The organism is Nonomuraea dietziae, from assembly GCF_014195505.1.
Lineage (GTDB): Bacteria > Actinomycetota > Actinomycetes > Streptosporangiales > Streptosporangiaceae > Nonomuraea > Nonomuraea roseola.
Genome location: NZ_JACIBV010000001.1, coordinates 3,227,017 through 3,248,793 on the forward strand (window position 1 = coordinate 3,227,017; position 21,777 = coordinate 3,248,793).

17 protein-coding genes and 1 pseudogene are annotated in these 21,777 nt (G+C 70.7%); 4 read left to right on the plus strand and 14 right to left on the minus strand.

What is annotated here, in order from left to right; all coding sequences use genetic code 11:
- Nucleotides 1-123: 123 nt before the first annotated feature.
- The 3 genes from FHR33_RS15385 (at nt 124) to FHR33_RS15395 (ending at nt 3,132) form a co-directional block, all read left to right on the plus strand.
- Complete coding sequence (locus tag FHR33_RS15385; protein WP_312895549.1) at nt 124-1,095, plus strand: mechanosensitive ion channel family protein; 972 nt, start codon at nt 124-126, stop codon at nt 1,093-1,095.
- A 130-nt stretch (nt 1,096-1,225) separates the two neighbouring features.
- Nucleotides 1,226-1,612 carry a globin gene (locus FHR33_RS15390; protein ID WP_183647657.1) on the plus strand — a complete coding sequence of 129 codons (387 nt, stop codon included), beginning with the start codon at nt 1,226-1,228 and terminating at the stop codon, nt 1,610-1,612.
- A 17-nt stretch (nt 1,613-1,629) separates the two neighbouring features.
- Complete coding sequence (locus FHR33_RS15395; RefSeq protein WP_183647659.1) at nt 1,630-3,132, plus strand: glycoside hydrolase family 13 protein; 1,503 nt, start codon at nt 1,630-1,632, stop codon at nt 3,130-3,132.
- Between the two features lie 351 nt (nt 3,133-3,483).
- Here FHR33_RS15395 and FHR33_RS15400 read toward each other — a convergent pair whose 3' ends face one another.
- The 14 genes and pseudogenes from FHR33_RS15400 to FHR33_RS15460 form a co-directional block, all read right to left on the minus strand.
- Entirely contained in the window at nt 3,484-3,906 is a 423-nt protein-coding gene (locus FHR33_RS15400) for an acyl-CoA thioesterase (protein WP_183647662.1), read from the minus strand.
- A 417-nt stretch (nt 3,907-4,323) separates the two neighbouring features.
- Nucleotides 4,324-4,947, minus strand: coding sequence for a TetR/AcrR family transcriptional regulator (locus tag FHR33_RS15405; protein ID WP_183647664.1), 624 nt, complete (start codon nt 4,945-4,947; stop codon nt 4,324-4,326).
- Between the two features lie 242 nt (nt 4,948-5,189).
- Nucleotides 5,190-5,693 carry a hypothetical protein gene (locus tag FHR33_RS15410; protein WP_183647668.1) on the minus strand — a complete coding sequence of 168 codons (504 nt, stop codon included), beginning with the start codon at nt 5,691-5,693 and terminating at the stop codon, nt 5,190-5,192.
- 471 nt (nt 5,694-6,164) lie between these two features.
- The gene (gene ettA, locus FHR33_RS15415) at nt 6,165-7,829 is read right to left on the minus strand and encodes an energy-dependent translational throttle protein EttA (RefSeq protein WP_183647671.1); all 1,665 of its coding nucleotides are present in this window, start codon (nt 7,827-7,829) and stop codon (nt 6,165-6,167) included.
- A 56-nt stretch (nt 7,830-7,885) separates the two neighbouring features.
- Nucleotides 7,886-9,184, minus strand: coding sequence for a GGDEF domain-containing protein (locus FHR33_RS15420; protein ID WP_183647673.1), 1,299 nt, complete (start codon nt 9,182-9,184; stop codon nt 7,886-7,888).
- A gap of 505 nt (nt 9,185-9,689) precedes the next feature.
- The gene (locus FHR33_RS50245; protein ID WP_246451880.1) at nt 9,690-10,019 is read right to left on the minus strand and encodes a hypothetical protein; all 330 of its coding nucleotides are present in this window, start codon (nt 10,017-10,019) and stop codon (nt 9,690-9,692) included.
- A gap of 565 nt (nt 10,020-10,584) precedes the next feature.
- Nucleotides 10,585-10,848: pseudogene (locus FHR33_RS53265) on the minus strand (single-stranded DNA-binding protein); the annotation flags it as partial.
- Between the two features lie 248 nt (nt 10,849-11,096).
- Nucleotides 11,097-12,734, minus strand: coding sequence for a P-loop NTPase family protein (locus FHR33_RS15430; protein ID WP_183647678.1), 1,638 nt, complete (start codon nt 12,732-12,734; stop codon nt 11,097-11,099).
- Nucleotides 12,731-15,490 carry a GTPase gene (locus tag FHR33_RS52605; RefSeq protein WP_312895550.1) on the minus strand — a complete coding sequence of 920 codons (2,760 nt, stop codon included), beginning with the start codon at nt 15,488-15,490 and terminating at the stop codon, nt 12,731-12,733. The genes FHR33_RS15430 and FHR33_RS52605 overlap by 4 nt, the downstream gene beginning before the upstream one ends.
- Nucleotides 15,487-16,719 (minus strand): uroporphyrinogen-III C-methyltransferase, encoded by a 1,233-nt coding sequence (cobA, locus tag FHR33_RS15440; RefSeq protein ID WP_183647680.1) that lies wholly within the window; start codon nt 16,717-16,719, stop codon nt 15,487-15,489. The genes FHR33_RS52605 and cobA overlap by 4 nt, the downstream gene beginning before the upstream one ends.
- A gap of 64 nt (nt 16,720-16,783) precedes the next feature.
- Nucleotides 16,784-17,998 (minus strand): nicotinate-nucleotide--dimethylbenzimidazole phosphoribosyltransferase, encoded by a 1,215-nt coding sequence (locus FHR33_RS15445; RefSeq protein WP_183647682.1) that lies wholly within the window; start codon nt 17,996-17,998, stop codon nt 16,784-16,786.
- Nucleotides 17,995-18,846, minus strand: coding sequence for a sirohydrochlorin chelatase (locus FHR33_RS15450; RefSeq protein WP_183660105.1), 852 nt, complete (start codon nt 18,844-18,846; stop codon nt 17,995-17,997). The genes FHR33_RS15445 and FHR33_RS15450 overlap by 4 nt, the downstream gene beginning before the upstream one ends.
- A 71-nt stretch (nt 18,847-18,917) precedes the next feature.
- Complete coding sequence (locus FHR33_RS15455; protein WP_183647684.1) at nt 18,918-20,087, minus strand: bifunctional cobalt-precorrin-7 (C(5))-methyltransferase/cobalt-precorrin-6B (C(15))-methyltransferase; 1,170 nt, start codon at nt 20,085-20,087, stop codon at nt 18,918-18,920.
- Between the two features lie 116 nt (nt 20,088-20,203).
- Nucleotides 20,204-21,289: a GNAT family N-acetyltransferase gene (locus FHR33_RS15460; RefSeq protein ID WP_183647686.1), complete on the minus strand. Its 1,086-nt coding sequence runs from the start codon at nt 21,287-21,289 to the stop codon at nt 20,204-20,206.
- Nucleotides 21,290-21,399: 110 nt separating this feature from the next.
- Here FHR33_RS15460 and FHR33_RS15465 point away from each other — a divergent pair, with 110 nt between their 5' ends.
- Nucleotides 21,400-21,777 carry a DUF2795 domain-containing protein gene (locus FHR33_RS15465; protein WP_183647688.1) on the plus strand — a complete coding sequence of 126 codons (378 nt, stop codon included), beginning with the start codon at nt 21,400-21,402 and terminating at the stop codon, nt 21,775-21,777.

A 21,777-nucleotide genomic window follows, 5' to 3' on the forward strand; every position in this document is an offset into this window, starting at 1 on the left:
GGCCCTGACAACCCCGTCTTCCCCGGCGTGATGTGACGGCGACCGGTTCGGTCGGCAGTATGTTTTGGGTCGTACTGGTCCAAACATTGCCGACCGAACCGCTTCCGGAGGGGGATTCACCTCGTGTTCCTGCTGGCCACGCCGAAACAACCGCCCACTATTCCCGATCTCGAGCAGTTGGCGAACGGGATGGCGGCAGGGTGCGGCAGCGACCCGCTGTGCTCGACCTTCGTCGGTCTCTTCCAGAACGCGGCCTGGGCACCGCTCGTCGCCAGCGCGATCACCATCGTGCTCATCCTCCTGATCGCCATCGTGGTGCGCAAGCTGTCGCAACGGGTGATCACTCGTGTCGTCAACAGGGCCGCCAGCGGCACCTCCATCACCGGGCGCCTGCGCAGGACGCAGGCCACCGACGGCATCGACGCCCTCCTGCACGAGCGGCGCAAGCAGCGCGCCGAGACCATGGGCTCGGTCCTGCGGCACATCGCCTCGATCGTCATCATGGGCACCGCGATCCTGACCGTCCTCGACCGTCTGACGATCCCCATCGCACCCCTGCTGACCAGCGTCGGCATCCTGGGCGTCGCGATCGGCTTCGGCGCGCAGGAACTCGTCAAGGACTTCATCGCCGGCATGTTCATGCTGCTCGAAGACCAGTACGGCGTCGGCGACGTGATCGACACCGGCGCGGCCATCGGCACGGTCGAGGCCGTCACGCTGCGGGTGACCAGGCTGCGCGACGCCGACGGCCGCGTCTGGTACATCCGCAACGGCACCATCACCCGCGTCGGCAACGAGTCCCAGGGCTGGTCGCGCGCCTACATCGACGTGCCCGTGGCCTACGACGCCGACGTGCCCGAGGTCCGCGAGTTGCTCAAGCGGGTGACCGAGGAGCTGTGGAGCGACCCCGACTACCGCGAGAGCGTGATCGTGGAGGAGCCCGCCGTCTACGGCATCGAGCAGATCTCCGACACCTCGGTCATCTTCCGCGTCTCCGCCAAGACGCTTCCCTCCAAGCAGGCCGAGGTGGCCCGCGAGCTCCGCCTGCGCGTCAAGGCCGCTCTCGACGGGGCGGGAATCGCGCTCGCCGCCTGAACGCTTAACGATGGGGGCGGCCAACGACCCTGACGTGACGGCGGACTGCGAAGTCCGCTGGAGCACGCGTGGAAGACAGACGGTCAGCGGTGACCGCGGTGGCCGTCATTGTGCTTGCCGTAGAGAATGGATGACTGTGACTGAGGGTTCTTTCTACGATGCGGTCGGCGGCGAGGAGACCTTTCGCCGGCTCGTTCACCGCTTCTACGAGGGTGTCGCCGCCGACCCGCTGCTGCGGCCGCTCTACCCCGAGGAAGACCTCACGGGAGCCGAGGACCGGCTGCGCGGCTTCCTCATCCAGTACTGGGGCGGCCCCAAGACCTACAGCGAGGAGCGCGGCCACCCCAGGCTGCGCATGCGCCACGTCCCCTTCGTCATCGGCGAGGCCGAGCGTGACGCCTGGCTCAGGCACATGCACGACGCGGTCGAGGATCTCCAACTGCCCGAAGAGCTGGAGAAGCGGCTCTGGGACTATCTGGTGATGGCCGCGCACAGCTTGGTGAATGCACCCGCGTAACGGGCAATATTCGCACCATGGATATCCCCTGGTGGCGTGACGCCGTCGTTTACGAGATCTACGTCCGCAGCTTCGCCGACGCTTCGGGAGACGGCGTCGGCGACCTGGTGGGGGTCAGGGAGCGCCTGCCGTACCTGGCCCAGCTGGGTGTGGACGCGATCTGGCTGACCCCCTTCTACCCGTCCCCCATGGCCGACGGCGGCTACGACGTGGCCGACTACCGCGGCGTCGATCCGCTGTTCGGCACGCTCGCCGACTTCGAGGCGCTGGTGGCCGACGCGCACACGCACGGCATGAAGGTGCTGGTCGACATCGTGCCCAACCACAGCTCCTCCCGGCATCCCTGGTTCCAGGAGGCGCTGGCCGGCCGGGGCCGCGACCGCTACGTCTTCCGCGACGAGCCCAACAACTGGCAGTCCACCTTCAGCGGGCCCGCCTGGACCCAGGTCGACGACGGGCAGTGGTACCTCCACCTGTTCGCGCCCGAACAGCCCGACTTCAACTGGCGCAACCCCGAGGTGCACGAGGAGTTCCTCGACGTGCTGCGGTTCTGGCTCGATCGCGGGGTCGACGGCTTCCGCATCGACGTGGCGATGGGCCTGTACAAGGCGGAGGGCCTGCCGGACGTCGGCGACCAGTCCTTCATGTCGGTCTCGCCGATCTGGGGCCAGCCCGAGGTGCACGAGGTCTACAGGCAGTGGCGCAAGCTGCTGGAGTCGTATCCCGGTGAGCGCATGGCCGTCGGCGAGGTCTGGACCGACAGCGCGGCCGACCTGGCGCTGTACGTCAGGCCCGACGAGCTGCACCAGAGCTTCAACTTCGCCTGGCTGCAGGCGCCGTGGTCGCCGACGGCGTTCAAGAAGGTCATCGACGACACGCTGAGCACCGTCCCGTTCGCGACCTGGGTGCTGTCCAACCACGACGTCGTACGGCACCGCACCCGCTACGACACCGCCGACCCCGGCACCGGTCTCGCCCGCGCCAAGGCCGCCCTCCTGGTCATGCTGGCGCTGCCCGGGTCGGCCTATCTCTACCAGGGGGAGGAACTGGGCCTCCCCGAGGTGAAGGACATTCCACCCGAGGCCCGGCAGGACCCCATCTTCTTCCAGTCGAAGGGGACTCTTCCCGGGCGTGACGGCTGCCGCGTGCCGCTGCCCTGGTCCGGCGACGCGGCGCCGTTCGGCTTCTCGCCCGAGGGCGTGGACCCGTGGCTGCCCCAGCCGGGGACGTTCGCCGCGCTGACCGCCGAGGCGCAGAGCGGCGACAGCGACTCGACCCTCGAGTTCTACCGCAGAGCGCTCGCCTGCCGCCGTGACCTGGTGCGATCGATCCCTTACCACTTGGAGTGGATGGATTCTCCCGAGGGTGCGCTTTTCTTCACCCGTGGCTCGCTGACCTGCGTCATCAACTGCGGCCCCGATCCCGTGCCGCTGCCGCCGTACGACCATCTGATCATGTCGAGCGGACCGATCACCGACGATTCCCTGCCACCCGACACCGCCGCCTGGTTGCAGGCGTAGAAGGCGATGACCCGCTCGGCGTCATGAGGCTCCTGATCATGCCGCCTGCGGCCGCCCTGTCGCTCTTGGGCGCGTCCTGCGGTCCCTGCGCGCGCACGGCTCCGACGCCGTGCACGCGGAGCGGACCGGGCTGGACCGACTCGACGCGGAACTCCATCGGGCTCGCGCCCGCATCCAAGAGGGCATCGGCACACCCCTCCGCCCGCGCCCTCAAGAGCGAACTCTCCGTGGAGACCCGGACAGCCTCAGCGGCGAGCCCCGCTCGAAGTGCAGTAGGTTCCCCCGGCACCCCGGCTTCCGGGTCTGGTGCCTCCGGCGGCCTCTGCGTGTTCCCGCTCCAGGGCTGGGCGGTCAGGCGAAGCGGCGGAGGTAGGTCAGTTCGTTCTGTGACAGGCGGCGGGGGGCGGCGTTCTCCACGTCGTAGGCGACGATCACCGACCGCGCCCTGACGAACACCTCCTCGTCATCACGGATCTCGTAGTCGAGCGTGAACCGTACCGGCCTGATCTCAGTCACCCACGTCTCGACCAGCACGGGGTCGGCGCGGAAGGAGAGCGGACGCAGGTAGTCGATCTCGTGCCTGGCCACCACCAGGCCCTTGAACGTCTCCTCGCCCTCCTTGTGGAGGTCGACGTGCAGCATCCCGAACCGCGCGTCCTCGAGATAGTCGAGGAAGCGGACGTTGTTCACGTGCCCCTGGGAGTCGATGTCGGCGAACCGGACCGTGCGGGGGAAGACGTGCTTGCTGGCGTGTGCGAGGGATCGTTCAACCACGCCCACACCGTATCCATCCCCGCTCCACCACCCGACACCAGCACCCCGTCAACCCGCGCAGGCTGTTGAAAGGAACGACGCGATGTGACGGGTTCGAGAAGAGATCAGCCCCCAAGACCCGCGGCGCCACCCAGACCCACGGGGTACCTCCCGACGAGGGACTCCCTGGACCCACGGGGTATCTCCCGGAGTCGAGGGATCCCCTGGACCCACGGGGTAACCCCCCGGACACGAACGACCCCCTCAACCCACGAGGTAACCCCCCGGACACGAACGACCCCCTCAACCCACGAGGTAACCCCCGGACTCGAGGGGCTTCCTGGACTCGCGGGCCTCGACCCGCCGGACCCCTCAACCCGCAAGGTCCTCCCAGATGCTCGCGCCCCCCGGGCCTGGGGGACTACCCGGTCCCAGGGGTCAAACGGCTGGGTCGGGGTGGCGGGAGACCGGGTCCAGGCGTCTGATCAGGACCACGGCCGCCTCGATCACCTCGCAGGCGGCCTCCTCGGTGTCGCTGGTGGCCACCTCTCGTGCCGCCTCGCCGATCACCGTGGTCAGCACCGCGACCGTCAACCTGTCGATCGGCTCGGCCCCCGCCCCCAGCAGCGCCGCGTTCTGCCGGAGCCACTGCCTCCCCCTCGTACGGCGCAGCAGCTCGAACCCCGGTGGCCCGTCGCCGTCCATGAACAGCCTGACCAGGTCGCGCCGCTCCCACGCCCCCGTGAGGTAGGCGCGCGATCCGGTGATGAGCAGTTCGACCGGGTCGTCCACGCCGTCCTGCCTGGCCTTGGCGACGCTCGAGGCCGACGCCTGCTCCTGGGCGAGCTGGTGGTCCTCCCACAGCGCCATGAACAGCTCGGCCTTGCCGCCGAAGTGGTGGTAGAGGCTGCCGACGCTCGACCCCGCGCGAGTGACGACGTCGGAGACGTTCGCCTCGGCGAAGCCGTGCTCGCCGAACACCTCACGAGCCGCCTGCAGCATGCTCTTGCGCGTCTGAGCCGTGCGGCTCCACTCCCACGCACCGGAGGACTTGCGTGCCATGCCCACCATGCTAGGGACGATCTGTCCTGGGGTCTTGGTCGCGGTGGAACACTTTCCGCCGCGTAACGGCGGCCGGCCCGCGCGCCCGAGGAGCGTCTCCCTGGACAGAGGGTGGCTGGAGGCGGCGGGTGGGGCTTGGGGGGGGCCGGCCGTACGGGGAGGCAGGCGAGCAGACCCGCACCACGCGCAGCCACGTGGGTGGGCGCCTGCGTTCCCCGCACACAAGATCAAGAGCGCAGCGGCTACGAGGCGAGCAGGTCGAAGTGGAAGCCGACCAGCAGGGCGACCAAGCTGATGACCCGCCACCACGTCAGCGTTCGAGGGTGTTCAAGGAGCCATGCCACCCCGTTGGGGACGGCATCGGACAGTCGCCCCTCAAACAGTGCCGCCACCACCACCACCGCTACCGAAAGGAGCAGAGTCATCGCAAACCAGGAGATGAAGCCGTTAGTCAGTTCCAGGAGAGGAATGGCCGCGAACAACCCGGCGATGAGCCCGGCCGCGCTGAACGCTCGCCGGACGTGCTCTCCTGGGGCGTGCGCGATGGCTCGAAGACGCGCACCATACCCGCGGATGCGTGCGGGGCCGATGATGTCGAGAACGACTGTCATCCCGCCGAAGAAGGCCGCGATCTTCCCGAAGCGCCCCCACCACAGCATCCCCAGGCCGTGCATAGTGGCGTCCTTCAAGGCGGGATCGCCGGCGAACCACATCTGCCAGGCTTCCAGGTATCCGAGATCCGTCATGGATCTTGAGCGTAGGAGCGGCAGGTCGGGAAGGTGGGGGTGGTTACCAGAAGGTGCTCGACGTCCACCGCTCTCACCGACGTCACGCTGGGCCACAACTGCTGATGACCCGCCGCGCCCACGGCCCCGCGCCTGAGGGGCCCGTGTTGCCGTTTGGGGGGAAGGCCGGCTGGAATGGCGGCATGGAGGACGCGTCGGGGATCGCCATCACACCGCGCCCCGAGGCCAGTGGCTGATGCAGTCGAGAGCCCCGGACGTCATGATCGAATGCACGTTTCTCTACCGCTGCGGGGCCGCACGGTTACCGTCCACGACGGTCGCGACCACGATGTCGAAGGCCGTTCCGTGGCTGAACGAACTCGTCACGTTGCGCGCTCAGGTGATGCGAAGCCTCGACGCCAACGCCTGGCGCCGTGCCCGGCGGTAAAGGGGTGTCGGCCCGGGGAGGGTGGCTCCCCGGGGCGGCGGTTGTCAGTCGCGGCGGAGCTGGCGATAGGTGACGCGGTGCGGGCGCGCCGCGTCGGCGCCGAGTCGCTCGACCTTGTTCTTCTCGTAGTCGGCGAAGTTGCCCTCGAACCAGAACCAGTTGGAGCCCTCTTCCCACGCCAGGATGTGCGTGGCGATGCGGTCGAGGAACCACCGGTCGTGAGAGGTGATCACGGCGCAGCCCGGGAAGTCGAGCAGCGCGTTCTCCAGGCTGGACAGGGTCTCGGTGTCGAGGTCGTTGGTGGGCTCGTCGAGCAGGAGGACGTTGCCGCCCTGCTTGAGAGTGAGCGCCAGGTTGAGCCTGTTGCGCTCGCCGCCCGACAGGACACCGGCCTTCTTCTGCTGGTCGGGGCCCTTGAAACCGAACGCGGCGATGTAGGCGCGGGACGGCATCTCGACGTTGCCGACCTTGATGTGGTCGAGCCCGTCGGAGACGACCTCCCAGACGTTCTTGTTCGGCTCGATGCCGCCGCGGCTCTGGTCGGCGTAGGAGATCTTGACGGTGTCGCCGACGATGATCGACCCGGTGTCGGCCGACTCGCTGCCGGTGATCATCCGGAACAGGGTGGTCTTGCCGACGCCGTTGGGGCCGATGACGCCGACGATGCCGTTGCGGGGCAGGTCGAAGGTCAGGTTCTCCATGAGGAGACGGTCGCCGAAGCCCTTGGTGAGCTGCTTGGCCCTGATCACCGTGGTGCCCAGACGCGGGCCCGGCGGGATCTGGATCTCCTCGAAGTCGAGCTTGCGGTGCTTGTCGGCCTCGGCCGCCATCTCCTCGTAGCGCTGGAGACGGGCCTTGCTCTTGGTCTGGCGGGCCTTGGGGTTCGAGCGGACCCACTCGAGTTCGTCCTCGAGGCGCTTCTTGCGCTTGACGTCCTTCTGGCCCTCGACCTTGAGACGCTGCGCCTTGGCTTCCAGGTAGGTGGAGTAGTTGCCCTCGTAGGCGTAGCAGCGGCCGCGGTCGAGCTCGAGGATCCAGCCGGCGACGTTGTCGAGGAAGTAGCGGTCGTGGGTGACGGCCAGGACGGTGCCCGCGTACTTCTCCAGGTGCGACTCGAGCCACTGGACGCTCTCCGCGTCGAGGTGGTTGGTCGGCTCGTCGAGCAGCAGCAGGTCGGGCGCCTCGAGCAGCAGCTTGCACAGCGCCACGCGACGGCGCTCACCACCGGACAGCGTGGTGACGTCGGCCTCGGGCGGCGGGCAGCGCAGAGCGTCCATCGCCTGCTCGAGCTGGGAGTCGAGGTCCCACGCGTTGCGGTGCTCGAGCTGGTCCTGAAGCTTGCCCATCTCCTCCAGCAGTTCGTCGCTGTAGTCGGTGGCCATCTGCTCGGCGATCTCGTTGTAGCGGTTGAGCATCGCCATCGTCTCGGCGACGCCTTCCTGCACGTTGCCGAGGACCGTCTTGGACTCGTTGAGCGGGGGCTCCTGCTGGAGCATGCCGACGGTGAACCCCGGCATGAGCTTGGCCTCGCCGTTTGACGGCTGCTCCAGGCCGGCCATCATCCGGAGCAGCGTCGACTTACCGGTGCCGTTCGGGCCCAGGACACCGATCTTGGCTCCGGGCAGGAACGACAGGGTGACGTCATCAAGGACAACCTTGTCGCCGTGCGCCTTGCGCACGCGCTGCAGCGTGTAGATGTACTCCGGCATGGTCTCTAGCTTAGGGGCTGCTGACGTGAGACTGGACCGGGAAGCGGTGACCGTGCTCAGGCGGTGGCGTCGTCGACTGTCTCCGGGGAGGACGGCACGGCCTGCACCGCCGGAATACAGATGCGATCACGCCCGAGCTCTTTCGCCCTGTAGAGCGCGAGGTCGGCCGCGGCCAGCAGTTCGATAAGGTCGTCGCCGTGGATGCTCATGATCGCCACACCCGCCGAGATGGTCACGGTGATCAGGGCGTCGTCGACGGGCACCGCCATGCGGCCGACGCGGCTGCGCAGGCGTTCGGCGACCCTGCGTGCCTCGGAGACGTCGGCGCGGGGCAGGAGGACGACGAACTCCTCGCCGCCGAACCTGCCGACCACGTCGTAGTCGCGCAACTGGCTGCGCAGCGTCGCGGCCACCCCGACCAGCACCTGGTCGCCGACCAGATGGCCGTGGGCGTCGTTGACCCGTTTGAAGTGGTCGATGTCGATGATCAGCAGCGCCAGCGTCTCGCCGGTGCGCCTGGCTCTGACGATCTCGGTGTCGGCCTCGCGCTGCCAGGCGGCGGCGTTCAGCAGGCCGGTCTTGGGATCGGTGCGGGCCGCCGCCTGCAACTGGGCGTGGAGCAGGCTGCGTTGCAGCAGCACGACCGGAGGCAGGGCGAGCACGAGCAGCGCCAGGTTGAGCCCGCACACGATGGCCACGACCACGCCGAGGCACAGCTCGACGATGTCGAGGATCGCGCTCTCCCTGTCCCACAGGACGTCGCGCCAGTGGGTGTCGGGGTCGGCGGTGTGCGCGGCGACCGCGATCAGCGCGGTGTTGAGCACGGCGAACAGCGCCGCACACCCCACCGCCAGCATGATCGGGGTTCCCTCGCCTCTCGACAGGACGGAGACGTCGGGCACCAGGGTGTGGAAGACCACCGAGGCGGTCGCCCCCGCGAGCCCGATCGCCGCTGAGCTGAAGACCCTCCGATAGACCACCGTGGCCCTGACCCGCACCTGGAGCAGTGCCTGCAACAGAATCGGCGCCAGCAGGGCGTAGATCGGCGGAAGCAGCAGCGCGACCGGCAGCCACCAGGCCGACAACAGATCGCGTGAGACGCCCGCGGGCATGCCGAGGCGTCGCGTCGCCTCGATGCAGGCCGCGCCACACGCCATCAGGGCGGCGAACATCAGCGCATCGGGCCAGCGATAGGGGGCCGACGTCGCGAAGAACCCGATCGCCACGAGATCGAGCGCGACGATCCCGATGAGGTAGGCGACGAGGGGCCGGCGTTGCGCGAGCAACGGCCACCGGCTGGCAAGTGTGGACACACTGTCACGAGGTCTGATCGAGGTGTGACTGGTCGCCGCCATCTCGTCTCCTCCCTGACTAACGATGTGTAACACAATAGTTGCAGAGTGTGCGTTGCGCGACGGGAACCGCTACCTTTGGCACCATGGCCACCCACGTCTGGTGGCCTGGAAATGGGAATACCGCTCACTCCGCGAGCGAGCCGTGCGGGAAAGGAGCAGCCATGGTGCGGGGCGTCACCTGGACCTGACAGGTGCTCTAGCCATCTGACACGGAAAGCCATCGGCCGGCCCCTCCCGGCAGCCGGGCTCGGTGCCCGCGATATCACCGCATGCGGCCGATGCCCCCTCCACCAGATTTCCGTGGTGCCGCACACCCTCCCCCCTGAACAACCCCCCTGAACACCCTCGCCGTGACGTGTCGCAGCCGAGAGGCTCGTAGTGACGCGCCGCAGCGCCAGGCCCGCGCCGGAAGCGTCCGATCAGCGCGGACCTGACACCGGCTCATCCCGTCAGGCGGCCTTCGCACGACGAGAGCGGCCGACCGTACGAGACGCGTCTTCGCCGGTCAGAACACGCACCCGGCCGGCACCACCGGACTGCCCGCCGTCTCGACCAGCGCCGTCTCGATCAGCGCCGTCTCGATCAGCGCCGTCTCGATCAGCGCCGTCTCGATCAGCGCCGTCTCGATCAGCGCCGTCTCGATCAGCGCCGTCCCGACCAGCGCCGTCCCGACCAGCGCCGTCCCGATCAGCGCCGTCCCGACCAGCGCCATCCCGACCAGCGCCATCCCGACCAGCGCCATCCCGACCAGCGCCATCTCGATCAGCGCGGCCCCTACCAGCGCCGTCTCGACCAGCGTCGCTGGCCTCTGAGCCGTCGTCCTGGCCGCCCTCACCCGCAGGTCCGGCCACGTCGGTGCCCCAGGACCTGGCCGCATCGGCATCCGAGGAACCGGCCGCCTCAGAGGCGCCTCCCACGGCGACTCCCGTGGCCGCGTCCGCGCGAGCTTCCGGGAAACCGCCCATGGCACCTTCCGGGGAACCGTCCACCCGGTCGCCAGGGGAACCCTCCACGAGCGCAGCAGCCGGGTCTCCGGACGAGTACGCGACGGAGCGGCCGGCGAGTGCCGGGACGACGGCCGGCGTGACGCCCTGGCCTGCGGACGGCGACCCGGCGGAGCGGGCGGCTGACGCCCATTCCGGCGAGGCGGCCTCCTCCACGAGTGCCGCGTCGGACGGCGCGGGCCTGCCGGTGAACGGGTGGACGTTGCCCGAGCCCGACATCGCCCAGTCCTGGGTCGACTCGTCGAGGCTCTCGCGGGTCTCCCTGCTCAGCGTGCCGATGCCGCCCGACCGTTCGGGCTTGGAGAAGGCGCCCACCCCCCAGCGCAGGTCGTGGCCGATCGAGCTGGCCTCCACCTCGGGCATGAAGCGGCGGTCGCCGTCGGGGCCGAACTCCCTGATGCGCAGCTTCCCGCAGACGACCACGGGGTGGCCGACCTGGAAGGACTGGGCCACGTTGTCGCCCAGCGTGCGCCAGCAGCGGACCGCGAAGAAGACGGTCTCGCCGTCGGACCACTCCTGGGTCTTCTTGTCGAAGAAGCGATGCCTGGTGGCCACCCTCAGCGAGGTGACCCGCGACCCGTCGGTGAAGGTGTGCTGGCGGGGCGGGGCTGCGACGTTGCCGGTGAGCGTGATGTAGATGTCGTTCATCGTGCCTCCCATGTGGCGGGCCGGGCGCCCGCTGCATGGGGAAACGGTGTCGTGCCGGAGCGTGGGGAGGCCGAGCAGAACCGCATTCTGTGGACGACGCTCGAAGACGCCACGGCCCTGTGGACCGACCGTGACGAGGGCTCAGCCAACAGATCCGACGGTGACGAGGGCTCAGCCAACGAAACCGACCGTGACGAGGGCTCAGTCCGACAAACCCGCCCGTGCGCGGGCTCGGCCAACAGACCGACCGCAGCGCGGGCTCAGCCCGACAGGGCCTTCATGGCCGTGTAGAACTCGTGATGGCGGGTCAGCTCCCGCTCCACCGGCTCCACCACCATGCTCTCCGCCACGGCGCCCACGCGCCTGCGCATCTCCCGCTCCAGCCTGTCGCGCTCCGACGCCGCCCCGAGCGCCACGAAGTTGCGTGAGGCGACCGCCGACAGCGCCCCCAGTCCGAGCAGGGAGGCGGTCATCAGGCCCACCCACGGCAGCGTCGCCGCGTCGCCGAACAGCGCCAGCGAGTCGGGAACCCTGCCCGCCCCGAAGACGCCGAAGACGAGCGCGAACCCGACCCAGGCCAGGCCCGCGACGAAGGCCAGCACCAGCAGGTACTGCCAGACCTTGAGCAGGCGCCACCACAGCGGCACCCTGTCGAGCCGCGGCGCGACCTCGGACAGCTCGTCCGACAGCGCCTGCGGCAGCTGCCCCGCCCTCGAACGGGCCGCGTGGTGCACCGACGAGCGCCACACCTCGTTCATCCCGACCGTGAGGCCGTCACTCAGCGCCTGGACAGCGTTGTCGACCTCGGCCGACTGCGCGGTGACCGCGCAGTCGGCCAGCGACCTGATCTCCTCGCGCAGGTCTCCGAGGCGCAGGCTCTTGAGCGGGTCGCCGCTCATGGCCGAGGCCATGCGGGCGAACGGCCAGGAGATCCAGGAGGCAGAGCGGGAGGCGTAGACGCTCTCCATGGCCTCGCCGACGGCGGGCACGCCGACCGCGTCGCACAGGGCGTCGGTCAGTCCGACCCTGCGCGCGGCGTCGACGGAGGAGGGAGCGGCCAGCGCGGCGCCGACGGGCATGGCCTGTTCGAGCCGGCGTTCGACCCGGTCGACGTCGGCATCCAGGCGCTGGATGGCGGCCCTGCGCTTGGAGACGGCGTCGGCGATCACGCCCTTGAGGCTGTCGATGCCGCGTCCGGTGACGGCCGAGGTCGGCACCACGGACGGCTGCGACACGCCCTCGCGGCGCAGCAGGTCGTTGAGGTCGATGACGAGCTCGGCGACCTCCTCGGTCGACAGCTTGTCCGACTGGTTGAGCGCGAAGACGGTGACCGCGTCGTGCCCGGCCAGCTCGGCGACGTAGCGGCGGTGCGTGGAGGCGTCGGCGTACTTCTGCGGGTCGAGCACCCACACCACCATGTCGGCCAGGCCGATGAGGCGGTCGGCCTCGGGGTCGGTCAGCGCCCTGATGGAGTCGTGGTCGGGCAGGTCGAGCAGGACCAGGCCGTGGAGCTGGCTCTCGCCCTTGTCCAGCGCGCTGGCCCTGGCGAAGCGGTGGCGCCACTGGATCTGCAGCCAGTCGAGCAGCGGCCCCGCGCCCTCCAGCCCCCAGACGCAGGCGTGGGTGCGGGCGGTGGTCGGGCGGCGTACGCCCGTCGGGGACAGCTCCAGGCCGGAGATGGCGTTGAACAGTGACGACTTGCCGCTGCCCGTGCCGCCCGCCAGCGCGACGACGGTGTGGTCGGACGACAGCTTGAGCCGCTCGCCCGCACGGGTCAGCAGCTGGGAAGCGTCATCGAGCAATTTGGCTTCCAGCCGTCCCTGGCCGAGTTCCACGACCTTGGAGAGCGCGGCGAGCCTGGCCCCGAGGCCAGGCTTGGTGACGGAGTAGATGCTCATCGAGCGACCTCGAGGTTGTACGTGGCCTGGTAGAGGCGGGTCGCGGCGGCCTCGTCGGGAATGCCCGCCGCGTCGAGCGCCCTGACGTAGCGCATGGCCTCCTCGTCGAACAGCATGACGATCCTCGCCCGCAGGTCGCTGAGGGCCTTGGCGCTGATGCTGCGCAGCGCCTCCGCGCCCAGCAGCCCCTTCAGCAGCTTCTGTGGCAGCTCGTCGGCGCTGAACAGACCCACCATGAACAGCAGCGACAGCGACTCGGTGTCGAGCGAGACCACCTTCGACAGCGAGCGCTTGGTCACCCCGTCGGTGCTCAGCAACTCGGTGACGTACTCCTGCCACGCGGCGACGGCCCTGCCCGTACGGCGGGCCAGGTCGTCGGAGGGCCTGTCGAGCCCCGCGGCCAGCTCCGAACGCCGCCGCCACCTGGCGGCGACCTCGTCGGCGGCCTGGTGCGCGGCCGAGGTGATCAGCGACTCCAGCGCGGTGCGCAGCGCGGCGCGGAAGGCGGTGATCCGCTCTGGTGGCACCGGCCTGCGCTTCTTGCGCAGCTGGAAGCTGCGGGTGAGGTCGCCTGAACCCGCGAAGTCCTGCCACCTGGCGCGCACCTCGCCGCGCAGCAGCGTCCCCCCGCGCACGGCGCTCTCGATGTGCGCCAGCGCGCCCGAGTAGGCGGCGTCGACGTCGGTGCGCAGCTCTCCGCGGAAGGCCACCTGCCCCTCCAGGTACCTGGCCAGCGCGGGCACGCGGGTGCGGAAGCTGTTCAGCACGCCGTTCAGGGTCTCCTGTACGGCCTGCGCACGCCGCTCCTCGTCCACCGACAGCTCGGCCAGCCACATCCGCAGCTCGGTCATCTCGCCGTCGGGCAGCCTGCCGTCGGCGACGGCCGACTCCTCGATGACGAAGCGCTCGACCTCGCCGAGGCCGTACTCCGTGAGCATCCTGACGAAGTGCTTGACCACGACGTCCCTGGTCTTGGGCTGCACCCGCGACAGCACGATGGCGATCCTGGCGGCGCGCTCCTTGGCCAGCCTGAGCAGGTTCCATGCGGGGGCGTCGGCGTAGCGGCTGGCCGTGGTGACGAAGACCCACAGGTCGGCGGCGTCGAGCATGCGGCGCGCGATCTCGTGGTGCTCCTCGACGACGGAGTCGATGTCGGGGGTGTCGAGCAGCGCCACGCCCTGAGGAAGCCGCTCGGTGGTGACGAGGACCAGGCTGTCGGGCGCGGCCTCCCTGCTCTGCCGTTCGATCCGCTCGAGCCCGCCGAGCAGGTCGCTTCCCGCGAACCAGCCCCTGTCGTCGGGGTGGCAGGCCAGGACGGGGATGCCCGTGGTGGGACGGCGCACGCCCGTGCGGCTGACGTTCTTCTCGGCCAGGGTGTTGACCAACGTGGACTTGCCCGCGCCCGTGGAGCCCGCGATGACGATCAGCGCCGGGGCGGCGCTCACGCGCACCCTCGGTAGCACGTAGTCGCGCAGCTGGGTGAGGATCTCCTCCTGCGCCTGCCTGGCCTCTTCCGATCCCGGCAGGTCGAGCCCGAACCTCAGGTCGGCCACGGCCTCCTTGAGCGCGTCGAGGGCGGCGGTGAGCGCCTGCGCGGCCGCGTCGGGCAGGTCCACCTCAACGAGCTGCCCGGGTACGGCGGGCTCGCCGGTCACGGCATCGCCGGATTCGCCCCCTCCACCCGCACCCTCGACCTCGCCGCCGGTCTCCGGGTCGTCGGCGGTCGCGCCGTCGAGCCCGGCGTCGACCTCCCGGGCGCCCACGAGCCCGGTGTCGGTCTCCGGGTCGTCGGCCGTCACGCCCTCGAGCTCGGCATCGGCCTCCGAGCCGTCGGCCGTAGCGCCGTGGGGCGCCGAGCCATCGGTCGTCGTGCCCCGAGTCCCCTCGATCACCGAACCGTCGGGTTCCGCGCTATCGGTTCCCGTGCCGTCGGTTTCCGCGCCGTCGGGTTCCGCGCTATCGGTTCCCGTGCCGTCGGCTCCCGTGCCGTCGGTTTCCGTGCCGTCGGGTTCCAGGCTGCCGGTCTCCACGCTGGCGGGCTCGCCGATGCCGGGCTCGGCGTCGTGGGCGAGATCCTCCAGGTCGTCGCCCTCTCCGTCGTCGGTGTCGGCGTCGATCACCTCGAAGTCCACGACCGCCGCGGGATCGCCCGCCTCACCGCCGCGGACACCGGAGGTCGCCCAGGGAACGTCGGCGACCTCGGGGCTCGGCTCCTCGTGGGCGGATGGCGCGGGCGAAGAGCCGGCCTCGGCGGATGGCGCGGGCGAAGAGCCGGCGTCGGCGGGTGGTGCAGGCGAAGGGGCGGCGTCGGCGGGAGGGCGGAGCCCTGAGCTGCGGAACGGGGTGAAGTTGTCGACAGGCGGTTCCGCCGCCCGGTACGGCGTGAAGCTGTCGCGAGCGGGCGCCGGTTGGCCGAAAGGCCTGAAGGTGTCGTCGGAACGACCGAAGGGAGCGAAGTCGTCAGAGGGCTCGGCCGAGGTGGGCTCGAGGGTCTCGAAGGCGGGCTCGGGGTCGAGGGTGTCGGGGTCGTCGAGGTCGTCCTCGGTGTCCCCCACCCGTGGACGGTCGTGCGAGGCGGGGCGGGCGAAGGCGAAGAAGTCACCCGCAGGCTCGGCCTCAGGATCGCTGGAAGGGTCTGCCCTCCGTACCGCCTCGGGCTCGTCGGCGACGCGATCGGGATCGTCGTCGTCCCTGATCGCACGGAAGTTGAGGGTCTGTTCCCCCACCGACTCGGGGGCGTCACCAGCCGATCTCACGGCACGCGCTCCGCTCGAACCATCTCGACCTCCTGGCCCACCCGCACGACGTCGCCGACGATGACGATCGCCGGCGGCCGTATTCCGGCGGCGACCACTCGGTCGGCCACGGTGGACAGCGAGGCCGTGACGGCCCGCTGGGTCGGAAGAGTACCGTCCTGTACCACCATTACGGGAGTTTCCGGGGAACGTCCGTCGCGGATGAGCGTTTCAGCTATCGCGCCGATGCGTTCGACGGCCATCATGAGCACCAGCGTGCCGGCGGAACGGGCCAGTCCTGGCCAGTCCACGGTCGACTGCGGATGGTCCGGCGCGACGTGCACCGAGATCACGTGGAACTCCTGGCTGACCCCGCGATGCGTCACGGGAACCCCCGCCGCGGCGGGGACGGCGACGGCGCTGGTGATGCCGGGGACCACGGTGACGGGGATGCCCGCACGGGCGCAGGCGAGCATCTCCTCGCCGCCCCTGCCGAAGACGTAGGGGTCGCCGCCCTTCAGCCTGACGACGAACTTGCCCTGGCGGGCGTGCGAGATCAGCAGCTCGTTGATCTTCTCCTGGGACAGCGACCTGCCGTACGGCACCTTGGCCGCGTCGACCAGTTCGACGTCGGGGGCCAGCTCGTCCAGCAGGGCGCGGGGGGCGAGCCTGTCGGCCACGACCACGTCGGCCTGGGCGAGCAGCTGGCGTCCGCGCACGGTGATCAGCCCGGGGTCGCCTGGGCCGCCGCCGACCAGCGCGACGCCGACCGGCTTGGTGCGGTTGCGGCGCGCGTCGACGGTGCCGTCGCGCAGCGCGCTGACCACGGCGTCCCTGATGCCCGCCGCCCTGCGTGGGTCGCCGCCCGCGGTGACGGCGATGCCGATCTCGTCGACCTTGCCGCTGGCCGGTGTCCAGGCGGCTGAGGCGTCCTTGTCGTCGGCGCGCACGCACCAGATCCGCTTGGCCTCGGCCTCGGCGGCGATGGCGGTGTTGACGGCCTTGTCGCTGGTGCAGGCCTGCACCAGCCAGGCGCCGTCGCAGTCGCCCACCTGGTACGGCCTGGCCTCCCAGGTGACGCGCCCCGCGGCGATGAGGTCGTCGAGGGCGGGGGTGACGCTCGTCGACACGATGGTGATCTCGGCGCCCGCGTCCAAGAGCGCGGGAACGCGTCGCTGGGCGACCCGTCCGCCGCCCACGACGAGCACCCGGCGGCCCGAGAGGCGCAGGCCGAGAAGGTAGGGGCTCATGACGGCGGATCTCCCGTTCGCGATGATTGGTGTGTTAGGAGGCAAACCTACCGGGTCTACGTGACTACGACTGCTTCTCCGTGACACCCGCGGAGTCGAAGGTGGCCACGTCGTGCATCACCCGTACGGCGGCGCAGACGAGTGGGTGCGCGAGCAGGCCTCCCGTGCCCTCGCCCAGGCGGAGCTCCAGGTCCACGAGCGGGCGCAGTCCGAGGTGGTCGAGGGCTGCCGCGTGACCCGGCTCGGCCGAGCGGTGCCCCGCCACGCAGTGGTCGATCACGGCGGGCGCGAGGGCCGCGGCGGCCAGGGCGGCCGAGCCGGCGATCACGCCGTCGAGGATCACGGGGACCCTCGCGGCGGCGCCGCCGAGGATGAAACCGGCGATGGCGGCGTGCTCGAACCCTCCCAGGGCGGCGAGGACCTCCAGCGGTTCGCGCCCGCCCGGACTCTCCTGGCCACTGTCCGCGAGCACGGGCTGAGGCTCTGCGGACGCGGCCAAACCGGGAGGTGCGAGGTCGGCGGCGCCCGCGCCCGGGGACGCGGAAGAGCCGGAAGCCGAGAGCTCGGAGGGAGCGGGGGTCGAAAGGCCCGTGGACGGCAGGCCGTTGGCGTGGAGGGCCTGGCGGACGACAGCGATCTTGTGAGCGTGGGTCGCGTCGTCGATGCCGGTGCCGCGGCCCGTGACCTGCCCCGCGTCCCTGCCGGTGAAGGCGCAGACGAGCGCCGCCGACGCCGTGGTGTTGGCGATGCCCATGTCGCCGGTGATCAGGCAGCGGGCGCCCGAGGCCACCAGGGAGGAGGCCACCTCGATGCCGGCCTCGAGGGCGGCGACGGCCTGCGGAACGGTCATCGCGGGGCCCTGGGACAGGTCCGCCGTGCCGTACGCGATCTTGCGGGAGAGCAGCCCCTCGGCGACGGGAAGCTCACCAGCGACCCCCACGTCGACGACGGTGACCGACGCGCCGACCTGAGCGGCGAAGGCGTTGGCCACCGCACCGCCCGCGAGGAAGTTGGCGACCATCTGCAGCGTGACCTCCTGCGGCCACGGCGAGACCCCCTGGGCGTGGACGCCGTGGTCGGCGGCGAAGATGGCAAGGGCTGCGGGCTCGGGCATGGGAGGCGGGCTGAGGCCCGCCGCGCCCGCCAGGCGCACCGCGACCTCCTCCAGCGCGCCGAGCGAGCCCGGCGGCTTGGTGAGGCGGCCCTGGTGCGCCCTGGCCTGCGCCATGGCGGACGGCGAGGCCGCAACCACGCGGGCCAGGGTCTCCCGCAGCGTCATGCGGAGACCCCTTCGGCCAGCCGCAGCGCTTCCTCGTAGCGGTCGATCACGACGTCGGCCAGCACCTCGCAGTCGCCGATCACCTCGGCGCAGCGGATGTCGAGGTCGGGGTGTCCCGCGCCGTAGGCCAGGGCCTGGGCCCAGACGCGCTCCAGCATGCCGCCGGCGAACAGCAGGTACGGCACGACGATGACGCGCCGGGCGCCGAGGCGCCTGCAGCGCTCGAGCCCTCCTGGCACGCCAGGAGGGGTGACGGAGACGAACGCGGTCTCCACCGTCATGAAGTCGTAGGCGTGGGTCTCCCAGAACAGCCGCGAGACCCTGTGCACCTCGGCGTTGGCGGCGGGGTCGGTGGAGCCCTCGCCGACCAGCACGACGGCCGTCTCGCCCATCTCGATGTGCTGCGCGGGCTCCTCGACGGGCACCGAGGGCACCACCCTGAGCCGCGGCATGACCTCCTCGATCGGACGCAGCTTCGGCGCGTCGGCGGCGGCCTCCGCCAGCCGTTCGGCCAGCAGCGCCAGCACGCGGGGGTCGGGGCCGAGGGGACGGCCGTAGTCGTACATCAACGTGGGGTGCCGTTCCTGCTCCAACGCCATGGCGGCGGGGAACTCCTCCCCCATGCGGCTGAGGCTGAGCGGCAGGGCCACCAGACGATGGTGGCCCCTGGCGACCAGGGAGGCGACGGACTCGCTGAGACGAGGTTTGGCTTTGGCCAGGTAGCCGCCCGAGACCTCGGCTGCGCTCTCCTCCAGGCGGCAACGCAACCTGTGGACGAACCTTCCGAACTCGGCGGCACCTGTGTCGTCGTGCGAGCCCTGCCCGATGAGCAGCAGCGGCGGCTTCATGAAGGGGATCTCCACGCCTGTGACCTGGGGGTACGTAGACAAGAAACGCGAGGATATCCGATTCGCAGAGCTCATGCCCAGATCACTCTGCGTGCATGCACGACGAACACGGGGTCGGCGGCCGCCAGCGCGTGGGCGCCGTCAGGCTGTACGACCAGGCGTGATGCCTGAATCTGGGTGCCCTCGGCGCGGTAGCCGTGCTGCTTCAGCCGTTCGAGCACGGAGGGCACCTGCTCGACGGTCTTGAGGGTGCAGACCAGCCGGGAGGGAAGGCGGGCGGCGCAGGCGACGATCACGTCGGGGCCCCCGCCGCCGACGAAGACCGCGTCGGGGTCGGGCAGGGGTTCGAGGGCGGGTGGGGCCTGGCCTCGGGTGAGCGCGACCTTGACGCCGTGGCGGATGACGTTGGCGCGCAGCCTGGCACAGGAGTCGTCGTCGCGTTCGACGGCGACGACGGCCGCGCCGAGCCTGGCGCACTCGACCGCGATGCCGCCCGAGCCCGCGCCGACGTCCCAGACCAGGTCGCCGAGGCGGGGGCCGAGCTTGGCCAGCACGTACGCGCTGACCTCGGGCGGCAGGTCGCCCTCGACGGCCCACTCGTCGGGGCCAGGACGCGCCCCCGCGACCCAGGCGGCCTCGGCGGCCTCGGCGGGGCGGTAGAGCGGGTCGATGACCAGCACCACGTCGGGGTCCTTCCACGGCCTGGTGGTGGCCTCGCCCATGCGGCTGTGGGTGACGCGCTCGTCGGGCCCTCCGAGGTCCTCGCAGACGATGAGCGCGCGAGGGGTGGTGGGCGCGAGCTCCCTGGCGATCTCGGCGGGGCCGACGCCGGGGGCGACGATGAGCGCGACCTTGTGGTGGGCGCGGCACGCGTTGACGACCCTGTTGAGCCGGCCGGGGCCGTCGGGGGCGACCACGAGGGCGTCCTCCCAGTTGAGGCCGGCTCGGGCGAAGGCGCGCGTGACGAGCGAGGTGGCCGGGATCACGGCCGGTTTGAACCCGTGGCCGCGCAGCTCACGCACGACGCCGAAGAAGCCTGGATCGCCCTCCGTGAAGACGACGGCGGGTCCCTCGCCGTGTTCGAGGTGGTCGTCGAGGGTGGTGAGGAGCTCGCCGCCCGGCTCGGGGAGATCGAGGTGCCTGAGGATCCGTCCCGGTCCCGCGACGAGCGTGGCCTGTCGCAGACAGTCGCTCGCCCTGGTCGACAGTGGCGCTCCGTCCCAGCCGATCACCGTGATCATCCGACTCACCGTCCTCTGGACCCAGTGTGTACGGCAAGCCCGCCCACGCGCCATCCTCCGCGGGGCCCGGCGTCAGTCCAGGGACACGCTCCTCGGGCGCGCGGGGCCGGCCGCCGTCACGGAAGGTCCGAGGGGACGAGGCTGAAGATCACCAGGTCCTCGTTACCCGCCCCGTTGCGCGCCACGCCCTCCCTGACGAAGCCCGCCTTCTCCGCCACCCGCTGGGAGGCGAGGTTGGAGACGGCGGCGCGCAGCTGGAGCCGCTGGAAGCCGTGCCTGCCGAACAGCCATCTGGCGATCCCCAGCACCGCCTCGCCCGCATATCCCTTGCCGCGCGCCCACGGCGCGGTCATGTACCCCACCTCGGTCGCGCGGTGTCCCCACTCGGTGCTCTTGAGGTCGACGCTGGCCACGAAGCGTCCCGTCTCCCTCTCGACGACCGCCCAGGTGATGCCGCCCCCGCTGAGGCGGTGCTGTTCGCTGATCAGCAGGGCGTAGGCGCGGCCGTGCCCCTCGGTGTAGTCGCGCGGCAGGCCCGTGCGCAGCTGGGTGAGCTCGTCGGCGGCGGTGGCGGTCAGGTCGGGCACGTCGTCGGGGGTGAAGCGGCGCAGCAGCAGGCGCGGCGTGACCAGCTCCTCGTGGGGGAAGACGTGGGGCGCGCCGACGGCCCCGCGCAGCAGCCCGAAGACGACCAGGTCGTGCGGGCCGTCATCCTCGAGCTCCGCCGCCCTCAGCACGCCCTCGTAGGTGTAGCCGGCCTTCTCGGCGACTCTGAGCGAGGGGCCGTTGTCGAGGTTGGCCCGCAGCTCGATCCTGCGCAGCTCGGTGGTGGCGAACACCCACGCCGACAGGCCGCGCACGGCCTCGGTGGCGAAGCCGCGGCCTCGGTGGAGGGGGTGCACGCCGTACCCGACCTCGGTGATGCCCGCGCCCCACTGCGTTCTGAACAGGCTGATGGCGCCGACCACGCGCTGCTCGGCGTCGATCATGGCCAGGTGCACGCCCTGGCCGGACCGCTGGAGCTCGTGCACCCCCGTGGACAGCCAGTGGGCGATGGCGGCCACGTGGCCGGGCGCTCCCGGCGGCAGGAACCGATGGCCCGCCTCGACGACGGCCCTGACCCTCTCGGCGTCGTCGGACTGGAAGAGCCGAAGGACCAACCGGTCGGTCGTGATCCGCAGGCGAGGGTCGAAAACGCTCACAGTTCCCCTAGGTGCTCCAAGCAGTGCGCAAACCATACAAGCCCGATGTTTGCCGGGGAGCGCGCGGGTAGGGGCGGATATTCGGGCAGTTGGAAAGGGGTGTATGAGGCATGAATCGCGAGAGCGACAAGCACGGGCCGAGGCTGGACGACGACCAGAAGCAGGACGGCGTGGGCTCCACCCATGTGGAGGAGTGGCGTCAGCAGGAGGATCCGCTGCCGCGGGGCTCCTACCCTCCGGGGCACGAGCCGGGCACACCTGAGGGCATCTCGGCCGAGGGCGTGGACCAGCGCAGTGAGCTGGCCAAGTGGCTGAGCGACGCCGACTACCCCGCCGACAGGGGAACGCTGAGGGCGCACGCCGAGCGCGCCTCGGCCCCCGACTTCGTGCTGGAGGCCGTGGACGGCCTGCCGGAAGGCACCAGGTTCGCCAACATCGCCGCGGTGGCCAAGGAGCTCGGACTGGGCATCGAGCGAAAGAGGTGGTGA

Excerpts from the sequence above, each read along its gene's own strand:
- FHR33_RS15390 (WP_183647657.1), top strand. The coding sequence starts at position 1,226 with ATGACTGTGACTGAGGGTTCTTTCTACGATGCGGTCGGCGGCGAGGAG.
- FHR33_RS15395 (WP_183647659.1), top strand. The coding sequence starts at position 1,630 with ATGGATATCCCCTGGTGGCGTGACGCCGTCGTTTACGAGATCTACGTC.
- FHR33_RS15405 (WP_183647664.1), bottom strand. The coding sequence starts at position 4,947 with ATGGCACGCAAGTCCTCCGGTGCGTGGGAGTGGAGCCGCACGGCTCAG.
- FHR33_RS15410 (WP_183647668.1), bottom strand. The coding sequence starts at position 5,693 with ATGACGGATCTCGGATACCTGGAAGCCTGGCAGATGTGGTTCGCCGGC.
- ettA (WP_183647671.1), bottom strand. The coding sequence starts at position 7,829 with ATGCCGGAGTACATCTACACGCTGCAGCGCGTGCGCAAGGCGCACGGC.
- FHR33_RS15420 (WP_183647673.1), bottom strand. The coding sequence starts at position 9,184 with ATGGCGGCGACCAGTCACACCTCGATCAGACCTCGTGACAGTGTGTCC.
- FHR33_RS15430 (WP_183647678.1), bottom strand. The coding sequence starts at position 12,734 with ATGAGCATCTACTCCGTCACCAAGCCTGGCCTCGGGGCCAGGCTCGCC.
- cobA (WP_183647680.1), bottom strand. The coding sequence starts at position 16,719 with ATGAGCCCCTACCTTCTCGGCCTGCGCCTCTCGGGCCGCCGGGTGCTC.
- FHR33_RS15445 (WP_183647682.1), bottom strand. The coding sequence starts at position 17,998 with ATGACGCTGCGGGAGACCCTGGCCCGCGTGGTTGCGGCCTCGCCGTCC.
- FHR33_RS15450 (WP_183660105.1), bottom strand. The coding sequence starts at position 18,846 with ATGAAGCCGCCGCTGCTGCTCATCGGGCAGGGCTCGCACGACGACACA.
- FHR33_RS15455 (WP_183647684.1), bottom strand. The coding sequence starts at position 20,087 with ATGATCACGGTGATCGGCTGGGACGGAGCGCCACTGTCGACCAGGGCG.
- FHR33_RS15465 (WP_183647688.1), top strand. The coding sequence starts at position 21,400 with ATGAATCGCGAGAGCGACAAGCACGGGCCGAGGCTGGACGACGACCAG.